Below are 26883 nucleotides of genomic sequence, written 5' to 3' on the forward strand. Positions count from 1 at the left end.
TCCAAATTGTAATTGCCCGATCATCTTGGTGTTAGCCTCCTTTGCTAGTTTAAGGGCAGCGGAAGAGGCATCGCTGCTTTGGAAATTGTCTCATTTCAAAGCAGCTTGGCAAGAGCACCGAGCAGTTGTTCGCGCCAGTGCATTCACCTGTAAACCATACGCTCCTTTGGTAGGTGAATTTTAGCGCCCCCCTACGGGCGCTTTTTTATTAAGGGACTTCTTATGAACACTACTGTATCAGCGATCGCCGTGTTTTTGCTCTTTACATCACTAACAGCCAATGCCCAAAGCGGTATGGAGATCAATAAACGCATCGAGCGTACTGCTAGAGAGGCTACAGCGGATTATGCTCAACGCGTAAAAAAGCCCATGCCTCAACTAGAAGACTACGCCTATGGCATGGACCTGGACGTTGGTAAGTTGGTGTATGTATCACCCAGTGTGCGGTACTGCGGTAATGTAAGAAGCATGATGACCTACGAAGACTCGAAAGGCGAACTGCACATGGTTCGCTACCTGGTGAAGGGCGAGTGTGTTAATAGCCGTTAAGACTCATCAAGATGATCCCTGCGGCCACCGGATCATAGAAGCTCAATGCCGAACCGGCGCAGCAGTATGGCGAAGCCTCCGAAGCTGGCCATTGTGATGAGGATGCTGCTGATCAGTGTCGGCCAAAAGCCGAGCTTAGGTAGCAGCAATGGAAAAGCAATAAACATCGGTAGGGTCGGAAGCACGTACCAGAACGTGTACCAAGCATGGTTGGAGATCTTCTCCATGCTCTGGTTCTCTAAATAGAGCCAGACCAACGTCACGACCGTGACCAAGGGTAGGGCGGCGACCAAGCCGCCCAGCTTGTCGCTGCGTTTCGCCAGCTCTGACACGAGAATCACTATACCGGCAGTGAGTAGGTACTTCGTGATGATCCAGGCCATCGCTGAGCCTTCTGGAGGTTGTTGACGAGGGCAGGCGAAGCCATTCACCAACCCCCTTGAAGCGCTCCTGCCGTTTACGGCATCCCTCACCGCATTTTTTTTGCAACATCACCCTCAGCCAGGAGGGTGATGTGTTTGCATGGTGTTTACCGATCGGTCAGTGCGAGGGTGAGGGAACGCTCTCGTGGAAAGCTGCCCGCTCGATCTGGATGGTGCAGTGATGGATTTCGAATGCATCGCTGACAGCATCCACGACGGCCGCCAACACAGCATCCCCATCTGCAGAATCCCGAACCACTACGTGCGACGTCATCACGTTACTGCCACTGCTGACAGCCCACACGTGCAAGTCATGAACGTCCGTCACGCCATCTACTCCGAGGATGGTGGCCTCGATTGCCGTAACGTCGAGCCCCCTCGGGACACCCTCCATGAGGATCCCCAGGCTTTCGCGAAGCAACTGCCACGTCCGCGGCAGAACCCAAAGGCCGATCGCCACAGCGACAATCGTGTCGACCCAGGTCCAGCCGGTGAAGCGGATGATAAGTGCCGCGATGATTACGCCAAGCGAGCCGAGCATGTCGCTCCAAACTTCGAGGTAGGCTCCTTTGACGTTGAGGCTTTCGTTGCTCGCAGATGCCAGAAGGCGCATCGAAATTAGGTTGATGATCAGGCCGGCGATTGCGATCCACATCATCGCTCCGGTAGCGATCTCCGCCGGCATGAAGAAGCGCTGGTAGGCCTCATACAAGATGTACATCGCCACCAGGAAGAGCAGCACGGCGTTGAACGTCGAAGCCAGAATTTCCAGGCGCGCATAGCCGAAGGTTCTTTTCTGATCCGCCGGCCGCTTGGCTATCTGAAGTGCAATCAGTGAGATCGCCAAGGCGGCAGTATCTGTGAACATGTGAGATGCGTCCGACAGCAGCGCCAGGCTGCCGGTAATCCACGCACCGATCACTTCTGCAATCATGAAGCTGCCAGTCAAGCCGAGCGCCATGATTAGCTTCTTCTGATGCCCCTCGCGTACTGCAGCGCTGCCATGGTCATGATTTGAACCCACGTATTTCTCCTTGCGCAGGGTTGTGGTCTCGTTGGCCTTCCTGTCTACCTAGCCTTAGAGCGTCGCTTGGCCACAGTGACTGCAAAATCTTGCTCCTGCACTCAGCAGCGAGCCGCAGGCGGTGCAACCACTCGATAGCGGTGTTCCGCAGTTTAGACAAAAGCGTGCTGACGGATCGTTGGCCGTCCGGCACTGCCTGCAGCCCTGCAGATCTTTGATGGGGGCAGGAGTGGGAGGGCGCCCGCCGTCATACACCTGATTACCGCCGTCGCAGCCCTGCTGCCGGCCATGGCGATCATATTGCTCGGCCCCATGTCCCCCGCTGTGGTGCTTGCCTCCACCGTGGTTTCCACGGCCATGGTGCCCGCCCAGGATGTTTTTGAAAAAGCTCATGGTATTCGCCCCTCATTGATGGGTGACATATTAACGAGCAAAAGTTGAAAATAATATTCTGCTCGCGAGAAAGACTTGTAAGTTGAATTGAAAGTTCAAAATTAGCCTACGACAAAACGAAACCGTTTTGTTTGTGAAATTAAATTTATCTAGCTGAGCGGAGCATTGCTTTTGGTGGGTAGTATCCCCCTAATTTTGATCATAGCGTGATCAATGACAATCAAAACAGCAGTAATTGGATTTCTGTCAGCATTGTAATCCCGAGGTCATCGTGTCGTTATCAGGTCCCGGAAATAATGCGCTCAGCGAGATTCATTTCTCTTTTTATCCCTATGCCTCACACATACTAAGCGTCCCCAACGCCTAGGGGCCTAAGGCCTCTGACGCTCCGCACATTGCGCAATCGCTCAGCATCTGTCGACGGTTTGCCTTGTAGCTCCCGCTAACTCCATAGCTACCGCCATGGATAAGCAGCTTCCAGAGTTTGATAATGACACCTTCCAAATCCATTGTTCACACCCTGTTAAGCAAATGGATCTTTGCTATTCGCAATGCGCGGCAGAAAGGCATCAGTACTAATTTGCTAATCGGCCTGGTGACTTTTTGGTTACTGCTATTCGCGAACGCTGAGCTCTGGAACGTGCTCTGGAAGCTGGTATTCAAAACCGATGAAGTGAACTGGCAGCTAGCGGCTAGCCTCCCAGTCATAGTATTCGCATGGGTGTTTACCGTTCTGAGCTTGCTGTCATGGGGGCGGCTGGCCAAACCCATACTGTGCCTGGTACTGATCAGCGCGTCTTTTGCGAGTTACTTCATGAATGCCTACGGCATCGTGATCGATTACACAATGTTCACCAACGTTGTGGAGACCGACGTCGCTGAGGCAACCGAGCTGCTGAATTGGAAGCTCGGTCTTTGGGTCGCAATGGTTGGGGTGTTGCCCGTCTACCTGATTGCCCGGGTTCCCCTCCGGCGCAAGCCTTGGGCCAAAGCTTTGGTCAGCAGGTTCATTGCTCTGTCGCTCGCTCTGTTGACCTTATCTGGCATCGCGTTGAGTCAGTACCAGTCGTATGCCTCCTTGCTGCGCAACAATCGGGAGATCCGGCTGATTCTGGTACCTACCAACTTGTTTGCGGCTGGCCATGGGTACCTGAAGCGTCAGCTGGCCTCACCTAAAACGCTGACGGCCATTGGTACTGATGCGGTAGTTAATCGACAGGGTGCGGCTCGTAAACCCAGGCTGCTGGTACTGGCAGTAGGAGAGACCGCTCGCTCCGCCAACTTCTCCCTCAACGGCTACTCCCGTGAAACGAATCCGGAACTAGAAAAGCGAAATGTCATTAGCTTCACGAACGTGAGCTCCTGCGGTACCGCTACCGCGGTCTCGCTGCCATGCATGTTCCTGGACGTGGGTAAGGCCCAGTACAAAGATGGCTTGGCCAAGAGCCGAGAAGGGCTGCTCGACGTGCTTCAACGCGCTGGCATCAGTGTCATGTGGACTGACAACAACTCGGGGTGCAAAGGGGTCTGCGACAGGGTTCCCAACCACAAGGCTGCCTCTCACGCGGATTCCCAACTGTGCACCAGCGAGGAGTGTAAGGACGGGGTGCTGCTCACGGAGATGCAAGACTTCATCAAGCGCCAGGAAGGCGATGCTGTCCTGGTGCTCCACTACAAAGGCAGTCACGGCCCGGCCTACTACAAGCGCTACCCCTCGCAATTCAAGAAATTCGCACCGGTGTGCGAGACCAACGAGCTCGACAAATGTAAGCAGGAGGAGGTGGTCAATGCCTACGACAACTCAATCCTCTACACCGATTATGTGACTGCAAATCTCATCGATATCCTGGCGGCCAACACCAAGTTCGACACTGCGCTGATGTACGTTTCGGACCACGGCGAATCGCTGGGGGAGGGTGGGCTCTATCTACACGGGCTGCCTTACGCGATGGCTCCTGACGAGCAAACAAAGGTGCCGTTGGTACTTTGGATGTCTGACTCGCTCGCGAAGAGCGAAAAGGTCAACGTGGGTTGTTTGAAAGCTCAAACCACGTCACCGCTGAGCCACGACAACCTGTTCCACACCGTGCTCGGCATGATGAACGTCCAGACGTCTTCGTATCGCTCAGCGCTGGATTTCACTGCCCCTTGTAAGCCCTTTGTCGGAGGCTCTTATTCTGGCCTCTGAATGTTCGATGTGGACCGGATCATCGGCCAGGCGGTTCTGCACCAGCCTGCTTTGACAGCTGAGAGAAGCTGGACTAATTACATAGCTGCATTCAACAACCCAAGCGGAAAAGGAAGTTTTGCATGAGCATCAAGCCAGGCCCAAAGCGCACCAATGAAGATGGCACTCCGGACAAAAGGCAGCGAGTCACCCCTGAAAAGCAGAAGGACCATCCGGACCTGAAACCCCACAAGCACAAAAAGGGGGAGTAAGAAAAAAGCAGCTCTCGGGAGCTGCTTTTTTTTTGGGGCTGTGTGCAAACCCTCCCGACCGTCTCGCTGATCAATCGGACCGCGTCGTGAGTCTTCCGCTTGGCTTGATGGATTCTGAAGCTACCTCCGGATCGGTTATCCCTTCAGTGCGGACGACGAGACTGATATCCCAGAGCGTTGAGCTGATACTCGCTGACAGCCCGAAATTGTGATTCTGCGATTTGACGCAGGCGCTCAACCTCTTCGGCAGATGAGCCAGAAGCCTGCGCCTCGTGGTATTGCTTCATCGCATCCACTGCGTCGGTATACATGGGGTGGTCGGGGAGAAGAGCTGGTATCTTTTTCGTCATGTAGCGGCAGGTCCTCACTGGATAGTCGACGGTGGTTTACCTGCTTTGAGGAGCTGAAAATCAATGACCGCCTGATAGAGCGAATCTGCCAATAGGTGAAGACGCTGTACCTCAAGGTCTGGCAATCCAGCAGCCTCCGCTTCGTGGGCCTGTCGGATAGCTTCAAGCGCTTGCCTCATCAGTGGCTCACCAGCCTCGACCATTCCAATGAATGTGCGCTTCACAACATTTTGCTCCACTCAGCTGAAGATGAATTATAGGACACCGCGGCGTGGCAAGGCCCCGAGCAGCACAGGTGTTCGACGTCCGGCTGAACGAACCAATGAGGAGCGCGCTGGCCTGGGGAGTGGCCAGGGCGCGTGTCATAGCTACGTTGTAAACCACTTTTTTCACTGTAAACCACTGTGGTTTACAGTGAAAAAAAGTGGTTTACAGCAGGCCTCCTCAGGCCTGAGTCAGCTCCAGCAGATCGCCCAGTTCCTCCCGGGCCATCTTCACTCTATCCATTCTGCGATAAGGATGATCAACCGGCATCCGGATAAGAGATTCGAACCAAGCCGAATCGAATTTGATGACTTCCTTGTGAATGTGCTCAAGCTCACCTCCGCGAGGCTGTGACACTACAAACTCCATGCTTTCAACCAAGCCAGACGCTTCACTGTCTTTGACGATTCGATGGCGGATGAAACTCATTTTGAGATCAAAATATGCCGCCTTCGAACCAGGCACCTTCTTCGATTCCAGCCGACCAGTGCTGCTGATTTCCGCCCCCGGCACCTCAGCGGCAATAGCTTTCACCAGCTCAGCATTTCCACTGACCTTCTGGCCAAACAGGCGGGTGGCGTCCGACATGTAAGCAAAGATCCATGGCACATTGCGAAGCGTCGCGCCGGTATAGAGGTAGCCACGCTCTCCCTTGTAACGCTGCAGCATGCCTCTCAACGCGTTCTCGGAAAGGACCAGTTGGGTCTCTTTCTCCAGGATGTAAACCACGCGATCGAACTGTTCGATCAATAGCTTGAGAATCTTCCGCGGGACGCCGTCAAACCTGGTTTTTCGTTCTGTTTTCTTATGCTGGCGAGGCTTGAAGTACGGGCAATCGTTACGGGCCTCACTATCAAATGGAGCGATGCCGCGAATGCTCTTAGTAGCATGTTTCCCGAATGGGTTCTTCACGTTAGGCGGTAGCTCATACAGCCCAACCAGCTGGACAGGGTTGTCGCATGCCGGGCATACAGCAAACTGAGCTAGCTTGCCCGCACTTCCAGGCTGGTACCACGGATCTCTGCGGAAGGTCTCGGCCTCGAAACCTTCCTTGTCGATGATCTTGCTTTCTGTGTCTTCGATGCGGAGCTTATAGACATCCATCTTTGCTGAAACCGTATCAATAGAGGGTTTCTGGATGGTAACGAGCGAGGATAGGCAGCAGTAGGCCTAACTGACCCTTTTGGTGGTCACCCACTGGTTTGAGGCCAGCCCAAAGCATGCCTGATCGACCTGGGCGGGCCCTAGAAACAACTAACCCCCTGATGCGCAGTACAGGTCTGGGACCTGCCCGAGGCGTGGGGGCTATTCTTGGAGCGACAGTGACACCGGCTCCGGAGAAAATCAATTGGTTTGTAGAGCAGCCGGTCAGCTAAGGTCAAACCCAGATCCTAAAGGGGAGGCCGATAGCAGCTCAGTCAGCATCATCGGCACCTTCTTCATCTTCATCGGTATCCCCAACACTGAGCCAGTCGTGAAGGTTGTACCGCACGAAGTCTTCCGCATCGAGCATGGTAAAGTCTTGTAGCACCGTGACGTCTGCTCCACCGAAGTACAGCCCATCGTTGAGATTTCTGGCCACCCCGAGCACTTCATTCAGCTGGTCGTGCAGCTCATTTGCGCGCCTGGCGTGCTCTCGTTTGGTCAAAAACCGGAACACCACCTCGTAGGGCTCAGGGGTGGTATTACCCGCTTTGCTTCAAGCCGCAGGAGTTGCAGGTCCGTTGCAGCTTGATGGTTTTACTTAAGGAGCCAAGCCAGCTCTCCAATCCGCAGATGCTGTGCACATTTTTTTGCACATATCTCACGCCACGATACCCCAGTAGATTCAGGCTTTTCGCAGCCTTTGCATAGGTGAGTCGCGATGGATTTCTACACATCTCAATGAGGAAACCTAAGCTCCGTTTTCCACGTATTCCTCCGCTACAGAACGCTTTTCTGCGGTGTGTCCCCTGACATTCGCTTTTCAGGGCGAGCTATGGGGGCCACTCAAGACGGCTATCTTTTGCCTGGCACCAATGAAAAGGCCCTCAATATTGAGGGCCTTAAATTCAATGCGGATCCGTCACGCGGGCATTTTTTGCAGCTGTCGAACTCGATCATGGACCACAAATTTAATGATTCCTTTGACATCGTTGGTGCAGTTTTCAAAGGCAAGGCGCGATACCACCTGGCGACCCTCCTTCAGAATCAGCGCCCCGATCAACTCGTCGACGAAGGACTGAGTGACATCGTTCCCAGCGAAATCTATGACAACGCTCTCACCACTGCTGAGCGAGCGTTCGATTTCGGTACGGTAGGGGATCGCTGAAGCTCGCATTCCGTACGTTCGGATAGAACTATCCCTACTTAATCGAATTTGAGTTTGCATGTCGTAACCCCTTGTATTGCATAATCCTTTTTTGCAGCCCGAGAGTTTCAGTTGACGCTGAATCTCCCATTTACCGCTCCTTGCATGATCGACTCTAGCCCTCGAGCTATCAAAAAGCCAGAGCTAGCGGAAATTCAGATCTAGGTCGAGATCGTCGTCAACCTGTCCTGCATCGTCCTTCGGCAGCAAGTCACTGATCGAAATGGTGGGCAGCAGCTCACGGGTACAGCTAAACGCGATCGATACACCATTCCACAGCGCATCATGCAGCTCCTGAGACTGCCGACGCTTTGTGTCATGTATGCCATTGCCGCTCACGATGATCAAACCACCGCCCGCCGCGTCTGCAATTTTTGCGGTAGTTGTTAACCCGATACCTTGGTTCTCGCTACCCAGGATCTGGGCCATCGCACCCCGGTTGCAGCTCACTCGCGGTTTGAGTGCCGCCTCGATCGCGTGCAAATGCGTGCGGTCATGAAGCTCAGGGTGATTCCTCAGTGTCGCGAGAAACCCACACCCATTATCGACGATGGCCATGCGTACAAGGTTCAATTTTGGATAAAACTGACAGGTCAGCCAAACGGCGGCGTCACCACGTCCCTCTCTGCGGGCGTGAGTAAGCGAGTTTTCCAATAGCTCCTTGAGCGAATACTCCAGAGGGCCCCGGTAGGAGTCAAACTCATTCCGTCCCGTGTGCTCGTCGACTGGGGCATCCGGGTCCGATTGAGTCAACCTTCCCGTAATAGCTCTAGCGAGGCGAGAGGCTGCAGCCTCTGCTTGATGGTGTTCGCTGATTTTGGTGATTTCCACCAACGAGGTGCTTCGGTCGTTTCGACGTCCTACCCCCGATAGATCTACACCCTCTACATCAATGTCCTTGAAAAAATCCATCCTGGCCAGGTAGGAGGTCAGGTCTCTGCTCAAAAACTGCATCGAAACTCGCTTCTGGACCAACTGGTTTTCAAACAACGCTCGCAGCGTGGCCATCCCTAACGGATCGATATACGAGAGGTTGCTAGCGTCTAAAACGATGTCACCAGGGCAGTTAATGATTTCTGCGCACACAGAAAACAGGTCATGGGGCGATCTTGAGCCAAGCCCCCAAGGAAGAACGATCGCGTTTTCAATATCGATGGCCTGCATGCAATTCCCTGGCAACGGAGCTAACCCTTTCGGATAGATATAGGGCTCGATAGTAGCCCATTGCCTGCCGGGTAAGCACTCACCTATTTTTTGACGAGTAGTGCCGGCATAGAATTGGCGCGCGGCAGTAGCGGCCTGTGGATGGTGGATCGCGCTCGCCTTGGGCTCAACACGCACGAAGAAAACACGGCCAACGCCCTGCCACGGGTCAGCCATTCAAGCAAAGATGGCCAGATCAAAGCCTTGTGCGAGAGCACTGGAGCAGGTTTGTGAGTCCGCCGAGCAGTTTCATCTCCGACGTCTGCTGTGGGCAAAGGCAAAGCTGGAAGGGGAACAGCGAAGAGTGACCCGATCAGCGCTGTACCGCACCGCATGTATCAGGTCTGGGGCTTGAGCTGTTAGATCGCATAAGGCTACCTTGGCCGGCAACTGGAGAACGAACTGCTCCTCGTCTTCCAATGCGTTGGCGTGGAAGTAACTGAGGAAGTACTCGCTTTGACGGAACTGGTCAGAAGCGATCTCCTCCAGGCGTTACAGCCCACTGGGCAGGCCTTCCTGACAGGCCTGGTAGAAGGGGTCGAGCAAGTATAGGCCGTCCAGGCAGGAAAGCATGGACGGCGTTCCCCACCGGGAGCCGGCGTCGTACTCCTCCAGCGGCTTGGGCACTCCCTCGCCGGGGTACAAGGCAGCCAGCGCATTGTCGAAGGGCAACCACTGGTGCAGCAGCAGGATCAGCAACCTCCAGAAATGATCTATGCCATGACGCTACACCACAACAATAATCGACACGCTTACAGGAGCATTGATTGGCGTCACAGCTGTTCAAGGAGATGTTGTCTAGGCTGGACAATACGGCAGCGGCCGATATTTCCCACCCAGCTTGGGAGTTGATCATGATGGAGCCCATCGCCGTGGTACAGATCTGGCAATACCTTTTTGGCGGACTAAAGGCGGTATTGCACTGATCATGCTGGCCATATTTGGCCTGTTTTATGTGGCTCGTGCACTATGGCCACCTGTCACAGGCACTACAGTTATTTAATTTTGTTGCTCTGTCCGCTGACGCAACTCTTCGGGCACAACCATGGCGGGTATTCTCACCAGAAGGGTGAAAACTCGTCCAAACCGGACAACAAAGGGAACTACTTCATGCACACCGAATCGTGCCAGCATGACCATGACCATGACCACTCGCACCCGTATGAGCAACCGGATGGTAGTCAGCGCGATTTGGTATGCGGTATGACGGTGCCACCGGATAGTCGCTACTTCGAGCTATACGAGGGAAGGACATACCGCTTCTGCAGTGAAAAGTGCCTGACGAAATTCCGCGCAGCGCCTGTGCATTATCTTAGCCCTCCCCAGGACCAAGAACACGCGGGCCATCTCCACTCGGCTGCCCCGCAGCCAAGCAACGCGGCGGACGCCGAATACACTTGCCCGATGCATCCCCAAATCCGCCAGCGTGGGCCGGGCAGTTGCCCAATCTGTGGCATGGCCCTAGAGCCGGTAATACCGGAGCTTGAGGAAGACGAGAACCCGGAACTCAAGGACTTCTCCCGCCGCTTCTGGTGGACCTTGCCCCTGACGGTCATCGTGACCGTGTTGGCCATGACTGCCCACCAACTCCAATTGCTGCATGGTGCCACACAGAATTGGGTGGAGTTGATTCTGGCCACTCCCGTGACACTATGGGCTGGCTGGCCGTTTTTCGTGCGTGGGGTCGCATCGATTCGTAATCGCAGCCCGAATATGTGGACCCTGATAGGTTTGGGAACGGCTGCGGCGTACCTATACAGCGTTGCGGCCACAGTGTTCCCGCAGGTTTTCCCGACGACTTTCATGCAGGATGGCCGCATCGGTGTCTACTTCGAAGCGGCTGCAGTCATCATCTCATTAACGTTGCTCGGCCAAATGCTCGAGCTCAAGGCGCGCTCACAAACCTCCGCCGCCATCAAGTCGCTCCTGGGTCTTGCCCCCAAGACGGCCCGTCGCATCGGGGCCGATGGTCAGGAGGAAGATATTCCGCTCACCCACGTGCATACGGGCGACCACCTGCGCGTTCGCCCTGGCGAGAAGGTGCCGGTCGACGGGGTGGTCCTGGAAGGCGAAAGTGCTATCGATGAATCCATGCTGACAGGCGAGCCCGTGCCAGTGATGAAGAAAGCTGGGGATGCACTCATCGGTGCCACGCTGAATACCCACGGCAGCCTTGTGATGGCGGCGCAGAAGGTCGGCGCCGAGACAGTGCTCTCGCAAATCGTGCAGATGGTCGCGCGGGCTCAGCGCTCGAAAGCCCCGATGCAGCGGATGGCGGACACCGTGGCCGGCTATTTCGTCATGGGGGTGATTCTGGTCGCGCTGGTCACGCTCTTCGGCTGGGGGCTTTTCGGACCGGAGCCTGGCTGGGTCTTCGGCCTGATCAATGCGGTCGCGGTCCTGATCATTGCCTGCCCCTGCGCGCTCGGCCTAGCCACTCCCATGTCGATCATGGTCGCTACCGGGAAGGCTGCCAGCAGTGGCGTGCTCTTCCGAGACGCCAGTGCTATCGAGAACCTCTGCAAGATCGACACGCTGATCGTCGACAAGACCGGGACCCTCACCGAGGGCCGGCCAGTGTTTCATAGCGTGGTCGGTACCGGGCAGTTCATGCCACCCGAAGTCTTGCGCCTTGCCGCCAGCCTGGACCAAGGCAGCGAGCATCCGCTGGCACATGCGATTGTCGATCATGCGCGAGCGCATGGACACAGCTTGTCCAAGCCAGAGGCGTTTGAGTCGGGCTCTGGGATCGGTGTACGTGGCCAGGTGAACGGCAAACGGCTGCAGCTTGGCAACACGACCTTGATGGAAGAGGCTGGCCTCGACACCAGTCCGTTGCGAGACCGCGCCGAGCAGCTGCGTCTGGAAGGCATGAGTATCATGTACTTGGCCGTCGATGGCGTGCTCGCTGGCCTGCTAGCGGTGTCCGATCCGGTCAAACCCACCTCCAAGGAGGCGGTAACCCGGCTACAGGCAGAAGATGTGAAGGTCATCATGGCCACCGGCGACGGCCTGACTACGGCACGTGCGGTCGCGAAACAACTCGGCATCGAGGAAGTCCACGGAGAAGTGAAACCCGAGGACAAGGAGCAACTGGTGGCGCTCCTGCAGGGCGATAAGCGCCGGGTTGCCATGGCAGGAGATGGGATCAACGATGCCCCTGCGCTGGCCCGGGCTGATGTCGGGATCGCCATGGGAACTGGCACCGATGTTGCCATGAACAGCTCCCAGTTGACGCTGGTCAAGGGCGACCTGATGGGCATCCTGCGGGCCAGAACACTATCCGTGGCCACGGTGAAGAACATGCGTCAAAACTTGGGCTTCGCATTCTTCTACAACGCTATGGGCATACCGCTGGCGGCAGGTTTGTTCTACCCGCTTACCGGCCATCTATTGTCACCGATGATTGCGGCATTGGCCATGAGCGTAAGTTCGGCTTCCGTGGTATTCAACGCACTGCGGCTGAAGCGCGTAGTCACAGACTGAAATGGGCACACCGCAACCTATGAGAGGAAGTTCCGCCATCAGCGTTTCAACGCCTGATCCATATGACTGACTGTCTAGGGCTTTGGCCTTAGCGGGTATGTCCGCGAGTTCGGCGCCAATCTGGTCCTGATGGAGGACATCGGGCAACTGCGACGTCCGCCATCTTCTGCCAAGATCGTAAGGGACAATTGTGATGCAGCAGGGGCCGCCGCCAGAGGAGTTGGACAAGATTTCAGGGCGAAGATAAATCCTTTGACCGGGCCTTGACCTTGTCATCGTGTCAAGGTTGAAGCTGTAAATGCGGCGAGAAAAGCCGTACCAGCATGAGAGGCCCGCTATGTTCGTTTTGGAAGTTTCCGGTATGGGATGTGGCAGTTGTGTCAACAAGATCACCAAGGCCATCCAGGCTGCCGATGGCGACGCGAAGGTGATCGTTGATCGTGCTGCCGGTACAGTGAGTGTCCAAAGCAACATCGAGGCGGAACGCGTCGGTGCACTGGTCCAGGCGCTTGGTTACCCAACCAAAGTCAGTCGCTAAGTCTCGTTACCGCTCAGATGGCAAGCCGCCGTGCCATGTTTCATGGCGCGGTTTCTTCATATACAGCCTGATGTCGACTGACTCCGGGTCGGGATAGCCAGCAATACTCCCCAAGAAATGGACGGCCTTCGATCACCCAGTGCCGAGTCAAGCTGTGGACGTTGACGCTGATCAAGAAAATGCTTCGCGATTGGTGTTTATCTTGAGTAAATGTATAGGCCAGCCTGGCTCACATACCCCGGCCCCTCGTTGGAGCTCATTCACAATGATGACTGCCAAGCGGTTTAGTTCTATGGCCTTGGGGATATCCCTGCTCATCCCTCTGGGGCTGGTCATGGCAAACCCTACGGGTAACGTCTACACGGCCAATGAACGGTCCGCTTCCATTAGCCAGGTAAATCTTGCGACAGGTGATGTGAGCACGGTCGCCTTGCCGATCGCACCCCACAACCTACAGGTTTCGCCCGACGGCAGCTTGCTTCTGGTTGTTGGAGTGGCTGGACATGCGGGGCATTCGAGCGGTGAAAAGCCCGGTGGGCAGTTGCTGGTGTTCAGTACCAGCGCGCTGGACAGGCCACCGTTCAGCTTCCCGGCAGGCGATCACCCGGCTCATGTGGTCACCGACGTCACCGGGCTGCGAGCTTTTGTGACCGATTCCGCTGCCAACCAGGTGCGAGTATTTGACCTTGAGCAGCGAATCGAGTTGCCCGGTATTCCAACTGGGCGTTATCCCCATGGGCTGCGCTTGAGCCCTGATGGCCGGACACTCTATATCGCGAACATGAAGAGCGACAGCGTATCGCTTATCGATGTCGTCACACTCAAAGAAACCGCGCAGATTCCCGTGGGCAAAGGCCCTGTCCAGGTCGGCTTTGCCCCTGACGGTCGCCTGGCATTCGTCTCGCTCAGTGCGACAAATCAGCTTGGCATCATCGACACGGCCAGACGCAAGGTGATCAGCAAGGTTGATGTCGGCCGCACGCCAATCCAGATGATGGCCACCGTTGACGGTCGCCAGGTCTATGTCGCGAATCAGGGCAGTGGCCAGAATCCGGACGACCGAGTCTCCATCGTAGATCTCCAGACGCGTAGCAGCCTGGGCACCGTGACCACCGGCAAGGGTGCCCATGGTGTGGCCATCAGCAGCGACGGCGCTTATGTGTTTGTCAGCAATATTGAAGCGGGCACCGTATCTGTCATCGATACGAGCAGCCGAAAGGTCGTTGCTACCCATAAGGTTGGCGCCGGGCCAAACGGGATCAGCTTCGAGCCGCCGAGTGCCCAATAATAGCCCGTCGGTGTACAACCCGAGCACGACGCGAAAAATGAGCATTCACGCCGGCGCAGTAATTTGCTTGTCGTGCCAGGTGAGGCCTAGCGCCCAGACCAAGGCATCCGGCTTTAAAACAGTGCTAAGGAGATGATGATGAACAACGTTCGAAATTTACTGATCGGACTTTGTTTGGCCGCAGCGTCCGTGGGCGCCATGGCGCAAAACACCGATGAACACTCGACACATCACCCGGCCGATGCGCCAAGCGCGGCGGCTACCGAGAAGACGCCTTCTCAGCCAATGGACAAAGGGCAAATGGCGGCGATGGACCAGCAAATGAAGGCCATGCAAGCCATGCACGAAAAGATGGCTGCAGCCAAAACGCCGGAAGCCCGTCAGGCGTTGATGGCCGAGCATATGGCGCTGATGAAAAATGGCATGGCCATGATGAAGTCCATGGAGGGTGGCATGCCTGAAATGGGGGGCATGCATGGCGGCATGGGCGGGGATATGGCCGCCCGCCACCAGATGATGGAAAAGCGCATGGACATGATGGAGTCGATGATGCAGATGATGATGGACCGCATGCCATCTGCTGCATCGAAGTAACCCATCTCCTTTCCCAGGAGTCGCTATGAACCCTCACTTCGATGAAAACGGCTCACCACACAGTTTCTGGCGTTCACGCTATGCAATCGGCCTGGTGGTAATCGGTGGGATCGCCGTCTACTTCCTGCTCACCGAGCACCTTGCCCATGTCGTTGGAGCCCTGCCTTATCTGTTGTTGCTCGCCTGTCCGCTGATGCATGTCTTCATGCATCGAGGACATGGGGGACACCATCACCAGGGCCAGAGCAAACCGGCCCCCTCCGATAAGGCTGATATCCATAAGCCGGGAGATCCATCATGAATCATGGTGAAAGCGCGTATGGCCTCTGGTCGCTGGTTTTCATCAACTCCGCGATCTTCATCATGTTTGCCTTCAGTTTCTTCAAGCCGGCAACGGCGAGAGACTGGAGGAGCTTCGGTGCATTCTCGGCCTTCATCGTTGCCCTGTTTGTGGAAATGTATGGCTTCCCCCTGACGATCTATCTGTTGTCAGGCTGGTTGCAGGCCAGGTTCCCCAACCTCGATCTGCTTTCCCACGAATCCGGCCATCTGTGGTCGACGTTGCTCGGTGACCAGGGCAACCCACACTTCAGTGTTTTGCACATTGCCAGTTACCTATTCCTGGGTTTCGGCTTCTATTTGCTTTCTGCCGCCTGGAACGTGCTATATCACGCGCAACGCCGCCGTTCACTTGCAACGGTCGGGCCCTATGGCTGGATCAGACATCCGCAGTACGTGGCATTTGTGCTGATTCTTCTGGGCTTTCTCCTTCAGTGGCCGACGCTGCTGACGCTGGCAATGTTCCCGGTGTTGCTGGTGATGTACGGGCGTTTGGCGGTTTCCGAAGAGCGGGAAATGCACAAGCAGTTTGGCGCTGCCTACGAAGCTTATACCCGCGTTACGCCTAGGTTCGTTCCGCACCTGCGCGAAAGGTTGGGTGGGGGTCATAGAGGCTGAAGCGTAGGACGAAGGAGCTACATGCCAGGAGGGTTTCAGCGGCAGTGTTTCTAGCGGGAATAGGGTATCCAAAGTCTGTTTGCTCGGATAACACTCTGAGTTGTCGCGGGTTTTCTTGTCGACAAGCTCGGTGGAATCCTTGTTGGCGTTCGGATAACTCAGGCAGTTGGATGACTTTGCGATGCCCTGTCCGCTTTCGACCCATATAGATCGTGATGCACGAAGATCTCTGCTCAAACGTCAGCTACTACTCTGATCTGAATGCATCCCGGCTACAGAGCGCAAAGACCAACTAGCGTCCCGAGGCACAGAGCTGAAGGCGGCGCGGTCAGGAATTGCGGCAGCACTTTTTCCAAAGTTTGGCTAAATGACCCTGCCTATCAGCTCTAATAGGCAGGGTTAGAAGTCAATCCGTCACTGCTTGCGAATGCCTACGATCGTCGCTGTGCCCCCATTCATTCGGAAATCGAAGCTGACCTTGTCGCCTACCTTGAGTCCCTTGAGTTGCTGCTCGGTAGCGCTGAAGCCCATGGTCATTGCCGGCCATTTCAGGGCTGATACTGGTCCATGCGCCAAGGTAACTTTACCTGGTTCCAAAGCTTTGATGGTTCCCTCAGCCGATGCAGTCGGAGCCGCCTGGCTGCCTTGGGTCTCGTTGCCTTCCATGGGCATATTCTTCATATCCGTGCCATACATGTCTTGGGCCTGCACCGCCGCCGCAACGGCGAACACCAGGCCAGCGCTGATCAGTAGCTTCTTCATCGGGTTACTCCTGTTTGGGGGTTATCGTGTACAGCGAGTCCGCGGCGCCTGACGAGCCAGTAAGCCGCAGGGATTACAAATAGTGAGAGCAAAGGCGCGGTGAGCATGCCGCCGACCATGGGTACAGCGATCCGGCTCATGACTTCGCTGCCGGTACCGCTACTCCAGAGGATTGGCATCAAGCCTGCGACGATCACTGCTACGGTCATGGCTTTGGGGCGGATGCGCTGCACGGCCCCTTCGCGGATAGCATCCAGAAGCGCAGGTTGCCCCTGCGTACCGTTGCCGTTTCGTTCAGTCCAGGCATTGTTGAGGTAGATCAGCATGATGACTCCAAACTCTGCTGCGACCCCAGCCAAGGCGATAAAACCGACACCCGTGGCCACCGACAGGTTGTAGCCCATCATGTACAGCAGCCATACGCCGCCGGTTAGCGCAAATGGCAAGGTAGCCATGATCAGCAGCGCTTCACCGAGGCGGCCAAACGTGAGGTAGAGAAGGACGAAAATAATGGCCAGCGTCGCCGGTACTACCCATGCTAAGCGCGCATTGGCGCGCTCCAGGTATTCGAACTGCCCGGAATAGCTCAAGCTTATGCCAGGATCGAGCTTCACCTGCTGATCGACTAGCCGGCGCAGGTCGGCAACGACGGAGGACAGGTCCCGTCTCCGCACGTCGATATACACCCAGCCCGAGGGGCGCGCGTTTTCACTCTTGAGCATGGGTGGACCGTCCGCAATACGCACCCGTGCCACGGTTCCCAGTGTGATTCGCCCCCCTTGGCTGGTGTAAATCGGTAGCTGCCGCAGGGCATCAACAGAGTCACGCCACTCCCGTGGGTACCGAACACTGATGGGATATCGCGCCAGGCCTTCTACGGTTTCGCCGATGTTTTCGCCCCCAACGGCGCCGGCAACAATCGCTTGGACATCAGCAATGTTCAGGCCGTAACGCGCTGCGAATTGGCGGTCGATATCCAGATCGATGTAGCGTCCACCGGTTAATCGCTCGGCGAGGGCGGAAGTCACCCCTGGAACCGTTTTGGCCACCTTCTCGATAGCCAGAGTCACCCGGTCGATCTCATTCAAATTGCTGCCGGCAACCTTTACGCCGATCGGGCTTTTGATACCGGTTGCGAGCATGTCGATACGGTTTCGAATCGGTGGGATCCAGATATTGGTTAGCCCAGGTACCTGCACGGTACGGTCCAGCTCTTCGATCAGCTTCTCAGTGGTCATCCCTGCTCGCCACTGATCCTTCGGTTTAAGTCGGACAGTCGTCTCGAACATCTCCAGCGGGGCCGGGTCGGTCGCTGATTCAGCCCGGCCCGCTTTACCGAAGACACTGGCGACCTCCGGTACCGTTCGGATCAGCCGGTCCGTACGTTGCAAAAGCTCAGAGGCTTTCTGCGCCGAAAGACCTGGCAGGGCAGTCGGCATGTACAGCAAATCGCCTTCATCCAGTGGCGGCAAGAATTCGCCGCCGAGCTGGCTCAGGGGCCAGACACTGCTGAGCAAAATCAACAGTGCACCCGCCAACGTGAGCTTTGGCCGGCGTAGAACGATCTCCAATGCTGGGCGATAGAGCCGTATCAGGGTTCGATTGAGTGGGTTGCGCTCTTCTGCCGGTAAACGACCCCGAATCCAGTACCCCATCAGCACGGGTACCAGGGTAACCGAAAGGCCCGCTGCTGCTGCCATTGCATAAGTCTTGGTGAATGCGAGGGGCGCAAACAGCCTTCCCTCCTGAGCCTGCAAGGTGAATACCGGTATGAAGGACAGCGTAATGATCATGAGGCTGAAGAACAGCGCAGGCCCGACCTCGACTGCTGCCTCAGTCATCACTTTCCAATGATCTTCGCCACGCAACGACTTTCCAGGGTGCCACGTATGCCAAGCCTCAACCCGTTTGTGCGCGTTCTCAATCATCACCACAGCGGCGTCCACCATCGCACCGATTGCAATGGCTATGCCCCCAAGCGACATGATGTTGGCGTTGATGCCCTGGTGGCGCATGACGATCAGGGCAATGAGGACACCAACCGGAAGCGAGACGATGGCGACCAACGATGAGCGCAGATGCCAAAGAAATGCAGCGCACACCAGTGCGACCACGATGAACTCTTCAATCAGCTTCTGGCTCAGATTTTCCACAGCACGATCGATCAACTGGCTACGGTCGTAGGTAGTGACCAGCTCGACCCCGGCAGGCAGGCTTTTTTCCAGCGATTCAAGCTTGGATTTGACGTGAGCGATGGCATCTTTCGCATTCTTGCCACTGCGCAGAATTACTACGCCGCCCACCGCTTCGCCCTGTCCATCAAGCTCGCCGATGCCGCGACGTGCCTCAGGGCCCAGCTGTACAGTGGCTACATCGCCCAGTGTTACGGGTATACCCTTCGCAGCCAGGCGCAGGGGAATGGCTCGGAAATCATCGAGTGACTTCAGATAGCCGGAAGCCCTTACCATGAACTCAGCTTCGCCTTGTTCGAGCACGCCGCCACCGGTTTCCTGATTGGCCTTGGCGATGGCGTCCGAAACCTCAACTTGAGTGATTCCCAAGCTGGCCATGCGCAGCGGATCGAGCACTACCTGGTACTGCTTGACCATCCCGCCTATCGTCGCCACTTCGGCAACGTCCGGAAGAGTTTTCAACTCGAAGCGCAGGAACCAGTCCTGAAGGCTGCGCAGCTGTGCCAGGTCATGGGTACCACTGCGGTCCACCAGCGCATACTGGTAGATCCAGCCTACACCAGTGGCATCGGGTCCGAGCACTGGCTTAGCGGACGCCGGTAATCGAGACTGAACCTGGCTTAGGTATTCGAGCACCCTGGACCGCGCCCAATAGAGATCTGTGCCGTCCTCAAACAACACATATACGAAGCTGTCTCCAAATGCTGAAAAGCCCCGCACTGTCTTGGCTCCGGGTACGGAAAGCATTGTGGTGGTCAGGGGATATGTCACCTGATTTTCCACGATCTGCGGTGCCTGCCCTGGGTAGGAGGTGCGGATAATCACCTGCACATCTGACAGGTCAGGCAACGCGTCGATCGGCAAACTGCGCAGAGAGAAAACGCCCCAAGCTACGGCAAACAGTGTTGCCAGCAGGACCAGGACGCGGTTGCCAACCGACCAACGAATCAGGTTCGCGATCATGGCTGGTTCTCCTGCTGGGTTATTTGCTCGATGACCATGCCTTCATCGCGCTCGCGCACTCCAAACCGGATGCGTTCGCCAACCTTGAGTCCGGCAATCAAGCGGGGATCTGCCACAGGGAAAGTCATCGTCATACCAGGCATGCCCAGCGTCACGAACGGTCCATGAGCGATGGTCAGCTGATTACCTTCTATTTGAACGATGCGCCCATTGGCCTGATGTAGAGCCGGCTGTACAGGTTGCGCAAGTGGAGCATCGCCAGCAGTAACGGCCTCGATACCTTTCAAGCTCGCTTCGGAGTCCAGCAGAAACTGCCCGGACGCCACAACGCGCTGGCCCGCCTGAAGGCCTCGCAGCACGACCACCTGGCCAGCACTTTCCTGGCCGAGCACTACTTCCACCGGCCGGAATCGACCTCCGTCTTCTGACACCATTACGAGATCGCGTTTCCCCGTCCGAATGATCGCCTCGGCTGGCACCAGTAGGCTGTCATCCTGTTGCCCGGACGGATGGAGGGAAACCTGCGCGGTCATGCCTGGGCGCAACCGGCCGCCGGGGTTGGGCAGTTCTATACGAAGCCGCAAGGTGCGGCTTTGCAGATCCGCATCAGCCAGCAATGCGGTCAGCTTGCCGGGAACAGGTTCGCCTGGGAACGCTGCCAGATTCGCCTGCACTGCCTGTCCTTCCTGTAGGCCTTGGGCTTGCGCTTCAGGTACTGCGGCCTCAAGCCAGACGTTCGCGATACCATTGATCTTCGCCAACGTTGCACCCGGTGTCATTGTCATGCCTGGCCGCAATTCCAGAGCCTGAAGGACGCCTGCTGTTGGGGCCAAGAGCGTTACCGAATTCTGGACCCTTCCCGTACGGTCAATCCGGTTGATAAGATCGGCAGGCATACCCGCCAGCAGTAGTCGTTGCCGAGCTGCAGCGCGCAATTCATTGTCCCCAGATCGCTGAAGCGCCAGGTACTCTTCCTGCAAGCCCGCCCATTCAGGCGTCAACACATCTGCCAATGGGGCGCCCTTGGCAACCACGTCGCCTGTAGCGCGGCCATAGGTGCGTTCGACGTAGCCACCGGTACGAGCCTGCAGAACGCTAAAATCCCGCTCATCGAAGGTAAGCACGCCGCTCACCTGGAGGGTTCGAGCAAGCTGCCCTTTCGCTACGGTAGCCAGACGGACCCCCAGGTTTTGTTGGAGCCCCTGTGAAACTTGAACTGCGGGGCTCACCTCAGCAGCGGTGCTTTCCTGGTACTTCGGCACCAGTGGCATGTCCATGAAGGGCGACTTGCCCGGTGCTGGAAAGTGCTGCTGGGGGTACATCGGGTCATACCAATACAGCACCTTCTGTAGCGTTTCAGGGGAGGCAGTGGACACCTGCCCACGCTTTGCTAGCTGATAGCCAACGCCACCGCCGATAGCCAACGCGGCCAATACCACAAGGCTGATAGTTGAATTTCTCATGCGCGCACCTCTCCATACGCGAAGTGCAGCCGTGCAGCTGTCGCGGCCAACTGTCCTTGCAGATCGATGTCTTGCAGTCGTGTTTCAACCCGCTGACGTCGAGCGGTGAGAACCTCACTTAAGGGTGATTTACCGGCTCGATAGTCAGCAAGGGCGAGGCGGACTCGATCCTCCGCTAGCGGTAACAATGTTTCACGGCTGCGCTGCACTGCTCGCTGCAATCGCTGGTAATCCGCAAGATCTGTCTCCAGCTGCGCTTTATGCTCACGCAATGCCGCTTCCTGTTCGTCCTCCAGTTGCCGGACTTGTGCGCGACGTGCCGCGATCATCGGGTCCTGCCGTGAGCCAGCGAACAAGGGCAGTTGGAAACTTACCTGCAGGCTCACCATATTGCTGAATTCAGGCCCGCGCCGCTGGTAATCCACCTGCCACCCCCAGTCCGACTTCTTTTCTGCCAAGGCTTGGTGCACTTGAGCTTGTGCTTCCCGCGTAAGGGCGTTGTAGGTCGCCAATTCTGGATGTGCATGTATAGCGTGTAGATAGTCCGGCGCGCTCACTGGCCAGCGCGGAAATGCTTGAGCTTGCGGATCAGCATCCTCTCCAATCCATCGCTTGAGTGCAGCCCGTGCCTGAGCGGCCTGTGTGAGCAGAACATCTTTTTGCTCATCGAGTTGCGCAGCTTCCTGGTCAGGAGCAAGTGCGTCGGCCGTCGCGCCGGTACCGCCGGCCAGGCGTGCGCGGATTGCTGCGGCCAACAGACGGTTTTCTTTGTAGAAGTCCTCAAACTGCTGCAGTTTCCGTTGAACGGTGTACGCCGCGACCCAAGCTTGGGCTGTGGCAGCACGCACTTTTAAGCGCTCGAACACCGCCTCTGCATCGGCTCGCTCAACGCTCGCTCGTGCCGTCTCAACTCGTGCCTCCCGCTTGTCCCGGTTTGGTACTTCCTGGGAGAGGCCGACAACCTGCATCGTCATGAAATCGCGGTTCATGCTCCAACGATCACTGCCGTCAACAGGAAGGTTCTGCACTCCTAGGTTGAGACGTGGATCAGGCAGCTCGCCTGCTGGGATCACAGCGTGTCGAGCGGCCGTCATTTGCTCTTGCCTGGCCTGGAGGATGGGGGCATTGCGTTCGGCAAGTTGAAGCGCTTCCTCCAGAGACAACGGTGTAGCCTGAGCCGGTAACGTCGACAACAGGCTGATCAGAGCGGCCAGACATGCCATCCCTAATCGGTAACGTGGGGGAGTCATGGAAATGATTCCTCAAAAAATCAGCGCGCAAGCGCATGCCATCATCCGGCTGCAAAACAGGACGATGGGGTGAATTTAAGAGGTAATCAGGCGCGGGGTGGCCGCCAAGGGTCAGGAGGCGCCCTGTTTACGAGGCTCACCGCATAGGTATCTACTGGCCTAGGCGCAGAATAGGTGAGCGTGGGGTTAATTATTTCGACCTGAACTGTGCTCGCGGTTCTACACTCCTGGCCCACTTTGCAGGCTTTGGAGTGGTCGGCAGCTGATCCTGGATCAGTATCCTGGCAACAATCGTGATCCATCCCCGCCATCATCTCCATCCCCATGGTTTGCATGGGGCATGGTTCAATGGCTGAGTCGACTCCCGCCATGCCGTTGAGAGGAAGCGATGCGATTAGAAGCAGGATGGTGAACAGTCGTAGGAGCCGGTTCATGATGGCCGAGTATAGGTTACACGCATGAAATGAGCATTAAGCCGTTTGAGGCTTGGAAGTGGATTGTTTGGCGTGCGGCAGAGCGATGTGAAAACTCGTCACGCCGTCAGCGGAGGTACACCAAATTCGCCCACCATGAGCCTCGATGATCGAACGCGTTATGGCCAGACCCAAGCCGGCGTTGCTTGGGCTTCCTTCCCGCCTTGCAGGGTCAGCGCGATAGAACCGGTCGAAGATTTTGTTGATATGTTCCGGATCAATCGTGGCCCCATTGTTCTGGACGGACAGGTTCACTTGATCAGCCGCCTCGACAATCCGGACGGCGATATCGTGGCCTTCGGGGGTATAGCGCAAAGCGTTGGATAGAATGTTGGAAACCGCCCGGTCAATCATTAGCCGGTCACCACGGATCGTACCTTCGCCTTGAAGGGCAAGCCGAATGCTTCGGTCTTCGGCTGCAAGCTGGTAGTACTCAATCAGTCTGGACACTAGCCCGACCAGATCGATATCAACCTGCTCGGGGATGATCAAGCCGTTATCAGCTTTTGCCAGGAACAGCATGTCATCGATCATGCGCGACATGCGCTTGAGGTCTTCAAGATTGGAGTAGAGGTTGTCTTCGTAGGCATCGAGGTCGCGTTTTTTGGTCAGAACGACTTCGGTATGCGTCAGAAGATTACTTACCGGAGTCCGCAGCTCATGTGCGATGTCGGCTGAGAAGTTTGATAGCCGGACGAACGCGTCTTCCAGGCGTGCAAGCATTCCGTTGAAGGAGAGGATCAGCTCCTGCAATTCAAGCGGCACGGGCTCCAATGGAATTCGCTCGCGAAGGGACCGGGCAGACATGGATGTCGCCACCTTGGTGATCTGCCCAACCGGCCGAAGACCGCTCTTGGCCACGATCCACCCCAATCCTGCACTAACCAGAGCGCTGATGACCAAGCCAATGCCGAACCACCATTGCAGCGTCTTGAAAAAGTGGGCATGGCTGGTGACATCCAGCATCAACATGACTGTTACCGGCGCCTGCGCCTGCGCTATAGCCAGTTGAGAGGTAATCCCCCGGAAGTTCCGCGAGTCGATTTGCCAGTCCCAAACGGCGCCAGAAGAGGCCTGCTTAAAGCGCTCAGGGATGCGGGATGCCTTGGAGTCCGAGAACAGGACAGTACCGTCAGCATCAAGAATCTCCGCAGAAAGGTCCTGATGAGCCCCCAACAAAGCACGCAGTTGAGGCTCCTGATCCTCAAGTTCATCACGTGCTGCTGAAAGTGAAAGGATGTGCCGGGTGGATTCGAGTTTCTCGGCCAGGGCTTGCTCATCCAGCATCTGGAAATGGTGCTGACTGAGCATGTAGAAGCTCACGCCGGCAACGACCAATACGGCGATGACCGCGAACATGAACATGAGGGTAAGGCGTTTAACGAGCGACGATTGGGCGCGCATTACTCGGGAACATCCATCAGATAGCCCATGCCACGAACTGTATGTATGAGCTTGGGGGCGAAATCGTCATCAATCTTGGCCCGCAACCTACGAACAGCAACCTCGATCACGTTAGTGTCGCTGTCGAAGTTCATATCCCACACCTGCGATGCGATCAGGGACTTCGGCAGTACCTCGCCGCGTCGGCGCATGAGTAGTTCCAGTAAGGAGAACTCCTTGGCTGTGAGGTCGATCCGCTTGCCATTTCGGGTGGCCCGGCGCTTAAGCAGGTCTACCTCCAGGTCAGCCATCTTCATAGTGGTCTGAGCATAGCCACTGCTGCCTCTTCGCAGCAAAGTGCGCACACGCGCTAGCAGTTCCGAGAATGCAAAGGGTTTGACCAGGTAATCGTCAGCCCCGAGTTCTAACCCTTTCACGCGATCGTCCACGCCATCACGGGCCGTCAAAAACAAGACTGGGACCTCTTTCCCTGCCGCACGTACCATCCGCAGCACCTCCCAGCCGTCTAGCCCCGGCATCATTACATCAAGAATCAGCAGGTCATACGCCTCGCTCAAAGCGTATTGCAGCGCGTCGGTCCCTGTGACCACACGATCGACGGTAAAGCCTGCCTCCGTCAGCCCTTGCTGCAGGTAGGCCCCGATTTTTGGCTCATCTTCGGCTACGAGTAATTTCATCTGCTGCGCCCCCTTGGATGCCCTTCAGTGTGCAGCAAAAAAGGCACCCAACCAGAAGCTGACGGAAAAGTAATGTCGGGCTCAGCTTGCTGACAGTGCCGGGTAGCTAGCTTGAGCACTGTGAACGGCGCCAATCAGGCGAAACTGACCCTTAGAGGAAACGCAAATGAACATGATCAAAGCGATTGTGATGGTAGTCACCTTCGGCATGGCGAGCCTCGCCCTGGCTGAAGGCGGCGCGGATCGCACCTTCGCCAGGATGGAAGCTGCACGTGCATCTTCCATGCAGGCTTACCAGGTTGCTCAGGAGAAAAAAGCAGAGGCTCCTGTTACCGCCCAAAGCCAAAAGCACCCCGGCCACGAGAGCTGCTGAGCTTAGCTTACAGAAATGTAATCACCCCGGAATCTGAACTATGTCAGCTTTCGGGGTATTGCCTCCCGCAATCCTTGTGCTTTGGCGAAAGTCTACGAGGCTTGGGGGAGCTCAATTGAAACCAGATGGCTGCGGATCCCGCAGTCTGGATATCAGCGATCTACCTGATTGGACGCAACGGCATGCAAAGCAAAACCACGAGACGTTCATTCGTCAAAGGCCTGGCTGCTACCGGACTACTGGGTGGGCTGGGCATGTGGCGCGCGCCGGTCTGGGCCGTAACCAGCCCTGGCCAGCCTAACGTACTGACCGGCACCGATTTTGACCTGTACATCGGGGAGCTCCCGGTGAACATTACCGGGGCAGCTCGAACGGCGATGGCCATCAACGGTTCGCTGCCAGGACCAATACTCCGTTGGCGCGAAGGCGACACGGTCACGCTACGGGTTCGCAACCGCTTGAAGCAGGACACGTCCATCCACTGGCACGGCATCATCCTGCCGGCGAATATGGACGGCGTGCCGGGTCTAAGCTTCCATGGCATCGCTCCCGACGGCATGTACGAGTACAAGTTCAAGGTCCACCAGAACGGCACCTACTGGTACCACAGCCATTCGGGCTTCCAGGAGCAGGTCGGTGTTTACGGTGCGCTGGTGATTGATGCCAAGGATCCAGAGCCTTTCACCTACGATCGTGACTATGTCGTCATGCTGAGTGATTGGACCGACGAAGACCCGGCGCGGGTTATGTCCAAGCTCAAAAAACAGTCGGACTATTACAACTTCCACAAGCGCACCGTTGGCGACTTCGTCGACGACGTGAGCGAGAAAGGTTGGTCTGCTGCTGTGGCCGATCGAAAGATGTGGGCCGAGATGAAGATGAGCCCAACCGATCTCGCTGACGTGAGCGGGCACACCTACACCTACCTCATGAACGGCCAGGCGCCAAATGGGAACTGGACGGGAATCTTCAAGCCAGGGGAGAAAATCCGGCTTCGCTTTATCAATGGCTCGGCGATGACCTATTTCGACGTGCGGATCCCCGGCTTGAAAATGACGGTTGTCGCAGCCGACGGTCAGTACGTTAAGCCAGTGTCGATCGATGAATTCCGGATTGCCGTTGCTGAAACCTACGATGTCATTGTCGAGCCTGAAAACGAGCAGGCTTACACCATCTTTGCTCAATCCATGGATCGCACCGGCTATTCAAGGGGTACCTTGGCTGTCCGTGAGGGCCTGCAGGCACCGGTGCCGGCTGTAGATCCAAGGCCTCTCATCTCCATGAGTGATATGGGGATGGACCACGGCAGCATGGGTGGCATGGATCACGGCAGCATGGCCGGTATGGACCACAGCAAGATGGCTGGCATGGACCACGGCAGCATGGCCGGTATGGACCATAGCAAGATGGCTGGCATGGACCACGGCAGCATGGCCGGTATGGACCATAGCAAGATGGCTGGCATGGAC

At 56.4% G+C, this 26883-nt stretch carries 27 protein-coding genes and 2 pseudogenes; 13 read left to right on the forward strand and 16 right to left on the reverse strand.

Going from position 1 to position 26883, the window contains the following annotated elements; genetic code table 11:
* Positions 1-222: 222 nt before the first annotated feature.
* A complete protein-coding gene (locus tag QMX96_RS12540; RefSeq protein ID WP_011953106.1) occupies positions 223-549 on the forward strand; it encodes a DUF2790 domain-containing protein in 327 nt (108 codons plus the stop codon).
* Between the two features lie 32 nt (positions 550-581).
* Here QMX96_RS12540 and QMX96_RS12545 read toward each other — a convergent pair whose 3' ends face one another.
* The 3 genes from QMX96_RS12545 to QMX96_RS12555 form a co-directional block, all read right to left on the reverse strand.
* Positions 582-932: a DUF3147 family protein gene (locus QMX96_RS12545; protein ID WP_011953105.1), complete on the reverse strand. Its 351-nt coding sequence runs from the start codon at positions 930-932 to the stop codon at positions 582-584.
* Positions 933-1089: 157 nt separating this feature from the next.
* Entirely contained in the window at positions 1090-1995 is a 906-nt protein-coding gene (locus QMX96_RS12550; protein ID WP_010951438.1) for a cation diffusion facilitator family transporter, read from the reverse strand.
* A 54-nt stretch (positions 1996-2049) separates the two neighbouring features.
* On the reverse strand, positions 2050-2388 hold the full coding sequence (locus QMX96_RS12555; RefSeq protein WP_071890582.1) for a zinc ribbon domain-containing protein: 339 nt from the start codon (positions 2386-2388) through the stop codon (positions 2050-2052).
* Positions 2389-2878: 490 nt separating this feature from the next.
* On the opposite strand from QMX96_RS12555, the gene QMX96_RS12560 reads away from it, so the two are divergent.
* Together QMX96_RS12560 and QMX96_RS12565 are read left to right on the forward strand one after the other, a co-directional pair.
* Positions 2879-4576, forward strand: coding sequence for a phosphoethanolamine--lipid A transferase (locus tag QMX96_RS12560; RefSeq protein ID WP_003298414.1), 1698 nt, complete (start codon positions 2879-2881; stop codon positions 4574-4576).
* A 122-nt stretch (positions 4577-4698) separates the two neighbouring features.
* Positions 4699-4827, forward strand: a complete 129-nt coding sequence (locus QMX96_RS12565) for a hypothetical protein (protein ID WP_003253468.1) — start codon at positions 4699-4701, stop codon at positions 4825-4827.
* Positions 4828-4970: 143 nt separating this feature from the next.
* Here the strand turns inward: QMX96_RS12565 and QMX96_RS12570 are convergent, their stop codons facing one another.
* The 4 genes from QMX96_RS12570 to QMX96_RS12585 form a co-directional block, all read right to left on the reverse strand.
* Positions 4971-5177, reverse strand: a complete 207-nt coding sequence (locus QMX96_RS12570) for a hypothetical protein (RefSeq protein ID WP_011953104.1) — start codon at positions 5175-5177, stop codon at positions 4971-4973.
* Positions 5178-5191: 14 nt separating this feature from the next.
* A complete protein-coding gene (locus QMX96_RS12575; protein ID WP_015268418.1) occupies positions 5192-5401 on the reverse strand; it encodes a hypothetical protein in 210 nt (69 codons plus the stop codon).
* Positions 5402-5621: 220 nt separating this feature from the next.
* Entirely contained in the window at positions 5622-6545 is a 924-nt protein-coding gene (locus tag QMX96_RS12580; RefSeq protein ID WP_011953102.1) for a hypothetical protein, read from the reverse strand.
* Between the two features lie 310 nt (positions 6546-6855).
* Positions 6856-7089, reverse strand: coding sequence for a hypothetical protein (locus tag QMX96_RS12585; RefSeq protein ID WP_156867445.1), 234 nt, complete (start codon positions 7087-7089; stop codon positions 6856-6858).
* Between the two features lie 330 nt (positions 7090-7419).
* On the opposite strand from QMX96_RS12585, the gene QMX96_RS12590 reads away from it, so the two are divergent.
* Positions 7420-7752, forward strand: coding sequence for a hypothetical protein (locus tag QMX96_RS12590; RefSeq protein ID WP_012269851.1), 333 nt, complete (start codon positions 7420-7422; stop codon positions 7750-7752).
* 183 nt (positions 7753-7935) lie between these two features.
* On the opposite strand, the gene QMX96_RS12595 is transcribed toward QMX96_RS12590, so the two are convergent.
* Both QMX96_RS12595 and QMX96_RS12600 read right to left on the reverse strand, forming a co-directional pair.
* Positions 7936-8955, reverse strand: a complete 1020-nt coding sequence (locus QMX96_RS12595) for an ATP-binding protein (RefSeq protein ID WP_015268415.1) — start codon at positions 8953-8955, stop codon at positions 7936-7938.
* Between the two features lie 423 nt (positions 8956-9378).
* Positions 9379-9714: pseudogene (locus tag QMX96_RS12600) on the reverse strand (helix-turn-helix transcriptional regulator); the annotation flags it as partial.
* Positions 9715-9761: 47 nt separating this feature from the next.
* Here QMX96_RS12600 and QMX96_RS12605 point away from each other — a divergent pair.
* From QMX96_RS12605 to QMX96_RS12640, 7 genes are all read left to right on the forward strand, one after another.
* Positions 9762-9920 (forward strand): hypothetical protein, encoded by a 159-nt coding sequence (locus QMX96_RS12605; RefSeq protein ID WP_011953098.1) that lies wholly within the window; start codon positions 9762-9764, stop codon positions 9918-9920.
* Positions 9921-9963: 43 nt separating this feature from the next.
* Positions 9964-12480: a heavy metal translocating P-type ATPase gene (locus tag QMX96_RS12615; RefSeq protein ID WP_012269848.1), complete on the forward strand. Its 2517-nt coding sequence runs from the start codon at positions 9964-9966 to the stop codon at positions 12478-12480.
* 337 nt (positions 12481-12817) lie between these two features.
* Positions 12818-13018, forward strand: a complete 201-nt coding sequence (locus QMX96_RS12620; RefSeq protein ID WP_004575963.1) for a heavy-metal-associated domain-containing protein — start codon at positions 12818-12820, stop codon at positions 13016-13018.
* 265 nt (positions 13019-13283) lie between these two features.
* Positions 13284-14306, forward strand: coding sequence for a cytochrome D1 domain-containing protein (locus QMX96_RS12625; protein ID WP_011953096.1), 1023 nt, complete (start codon positions 13284-13286; stop codon positions 14304-14306).
* A gap of 138 nt (positions 14307-14444) precedes the next feature.
* A complete protein-coding gene (locus QMX96_RS12630; protein ID WP_011953095.1) occupies positions 14445-14900 on the forward strand; it encodes a hypothetical protein in 456 nt (151 codons plus the stop codon).
* Between the two features lie 25 nt (positions 14901-14925).
* The gene (locus QMX96_RS12635) at positions 14926-15201 is read left to right on the forward strand and encodes a DUF2933 domain-containing protein (protein WP_011953094.1); all 276 of its coding nucleotides are present in this window, start codon (positions 14926-14928) and stop codon (positions 15199-15201) included.
* The gene (locus tag QMX96_RS12640; protein ID WP_011953093.1) at positions 15198-15857 is read left to right on the forward strand and encodes an isoprenylcysteine carboxylmethyltransferase family protein; all 660 of its coding nucleotides are present in this window, start codon (positions 15198-15200) and stop codon (positions 15855-15857) included. The genes QMX96_RS12635 and QMX96_RS12640 overlap by 4 nt, the downstream gene beginning before the upstream one ends.
* 33 nt (positions 15858-15890) lie before the next feature.
* Here the strand turns inward: QMX96_RS12640 and QMX96_RS12645 are convergent.
* The 7 genes and pseudogenes from QMX96_RS12645 to QMX96_RS12680 form a co-directional block, all read right to left on the reverse strand.
* Positions 15891-16040: pseudogene (locus QMX96_RS12645) on the reverse strand (polyamine ABC transporter substrate-binding protein); the annotation flags it as partial.
* Between the two features lie 231 nt (positions 16041-16271).
* Positions 16272-16619 (reverse strand): copper-binding protein, encoded by a 348-nt coding sequence (locus QMX96_RS12650; protein WP_011953092.1) that lies wholly within the window; start codon positions 16617-16619, stop codon positions 16272-16274.
* Positions 16616-19774 (reverse strand): efflux RND transporter permease subunit, encoded by a 3159-nt coding sequence (locus tag QMX96_RS12655; RefSeq protein WP_011953091.1) that lies wholly within the window; start codon positions 19772-19774, stop codon positions 16616-16618. Before QMX96_RS12655 ends, QMX96_RS12650 begins: the two co-directional genes overlap by 4 nt.
* Positions 19771-21237 carry an efflux RND transporter periplasmic adaptor subunit gene (locus tag QMX96_RS12660; protein ID WP_011953090.1) on the reverse strand — a complete coding sequence of 489 codons (1467 nt, stop codon included), beginning with the start codon at positions 21235-21237 and terminating at the stop codon, positions 19771-19773. The genes QMX96_RS12655 and QMX96_RS12660 overlap by 4 nt, the downstream gene beginning before the upstream one ends.
* Positions 21234-22487 carry a TolC family protein gene (locus QMX96_RS12665; protein ID WP_011953089.1) on the reverse strand — a complete coding sequence of 418 codons (1254 nt, stop codon included), beginning with the start codon at positions 22485-22487 and terminating at the stop codon, positions 21234-21236. The genes QMX96_RS12660 and QMX96_RS12665 overlap by 4 nt, the downstream gene beginning before the upstream one ends.
* A gap of 470 nt (positions 22488-22957) precedes the next feature.
* Complete coding sequence (locus tag QMX96_RS12675; RefSeq protein ID WP_011953087.1) at positions 22958-24364, reverse strand: heavy metal sensor histidine kinase; 1407 nt, start codon at positions 24362-24364, stop codon at positions 22958-22960.
* A complete protein-coding gene (locus QMX96_RS12680; protein ID WP_011953086.1) occupies positions 24364-25041 on the reverse strand; it encodes a heavy metal response regulator transcription factor in 678 nt (225 codons plus the stop codon). The genes QMX96_RS12675 and QMX96_RS12680 overlap by 1 nt, the downstream gene beginning before the upstream one ends.
* A gap of 166 nt (positions 25042-25207) precedes the next feature.
* On the opposite strand from QMX96_RS12680, the gene QMX96_RS12685 reads away from it, so the two are divergent.
* Complete coding sequence (locus QMX96_RS12685) at positions 25208-25414, forward strand: co-regulatory protein PtrA N-terminal domain-containing protein (protein WP_011953085.1); 207 nt, start codon at positions 25208-25210, stop codon at positions 25412-25414.
* Positions 25415-25596: 182 nt separating this feature from the next.
* Positions 25597-26883, forward strand: a 1287-nt coding sequence (locus QMX96_RS12690; protein WP_197897076.1) for a copper resistance system multicopper oxidase, incomplete at its 3' end; no start/stop codon positions are given.

It is taken from the genome of Pseudomonas sp. PS01300, from assembly GCF_029960155.1.
Lineage (GTDB): Bacteria > Pseudomonadota > Gammaproteobacteria > Pseudomonadales > Pseudomonadaceae > Aquipseudomonas > Aquipseudomonas palmensis.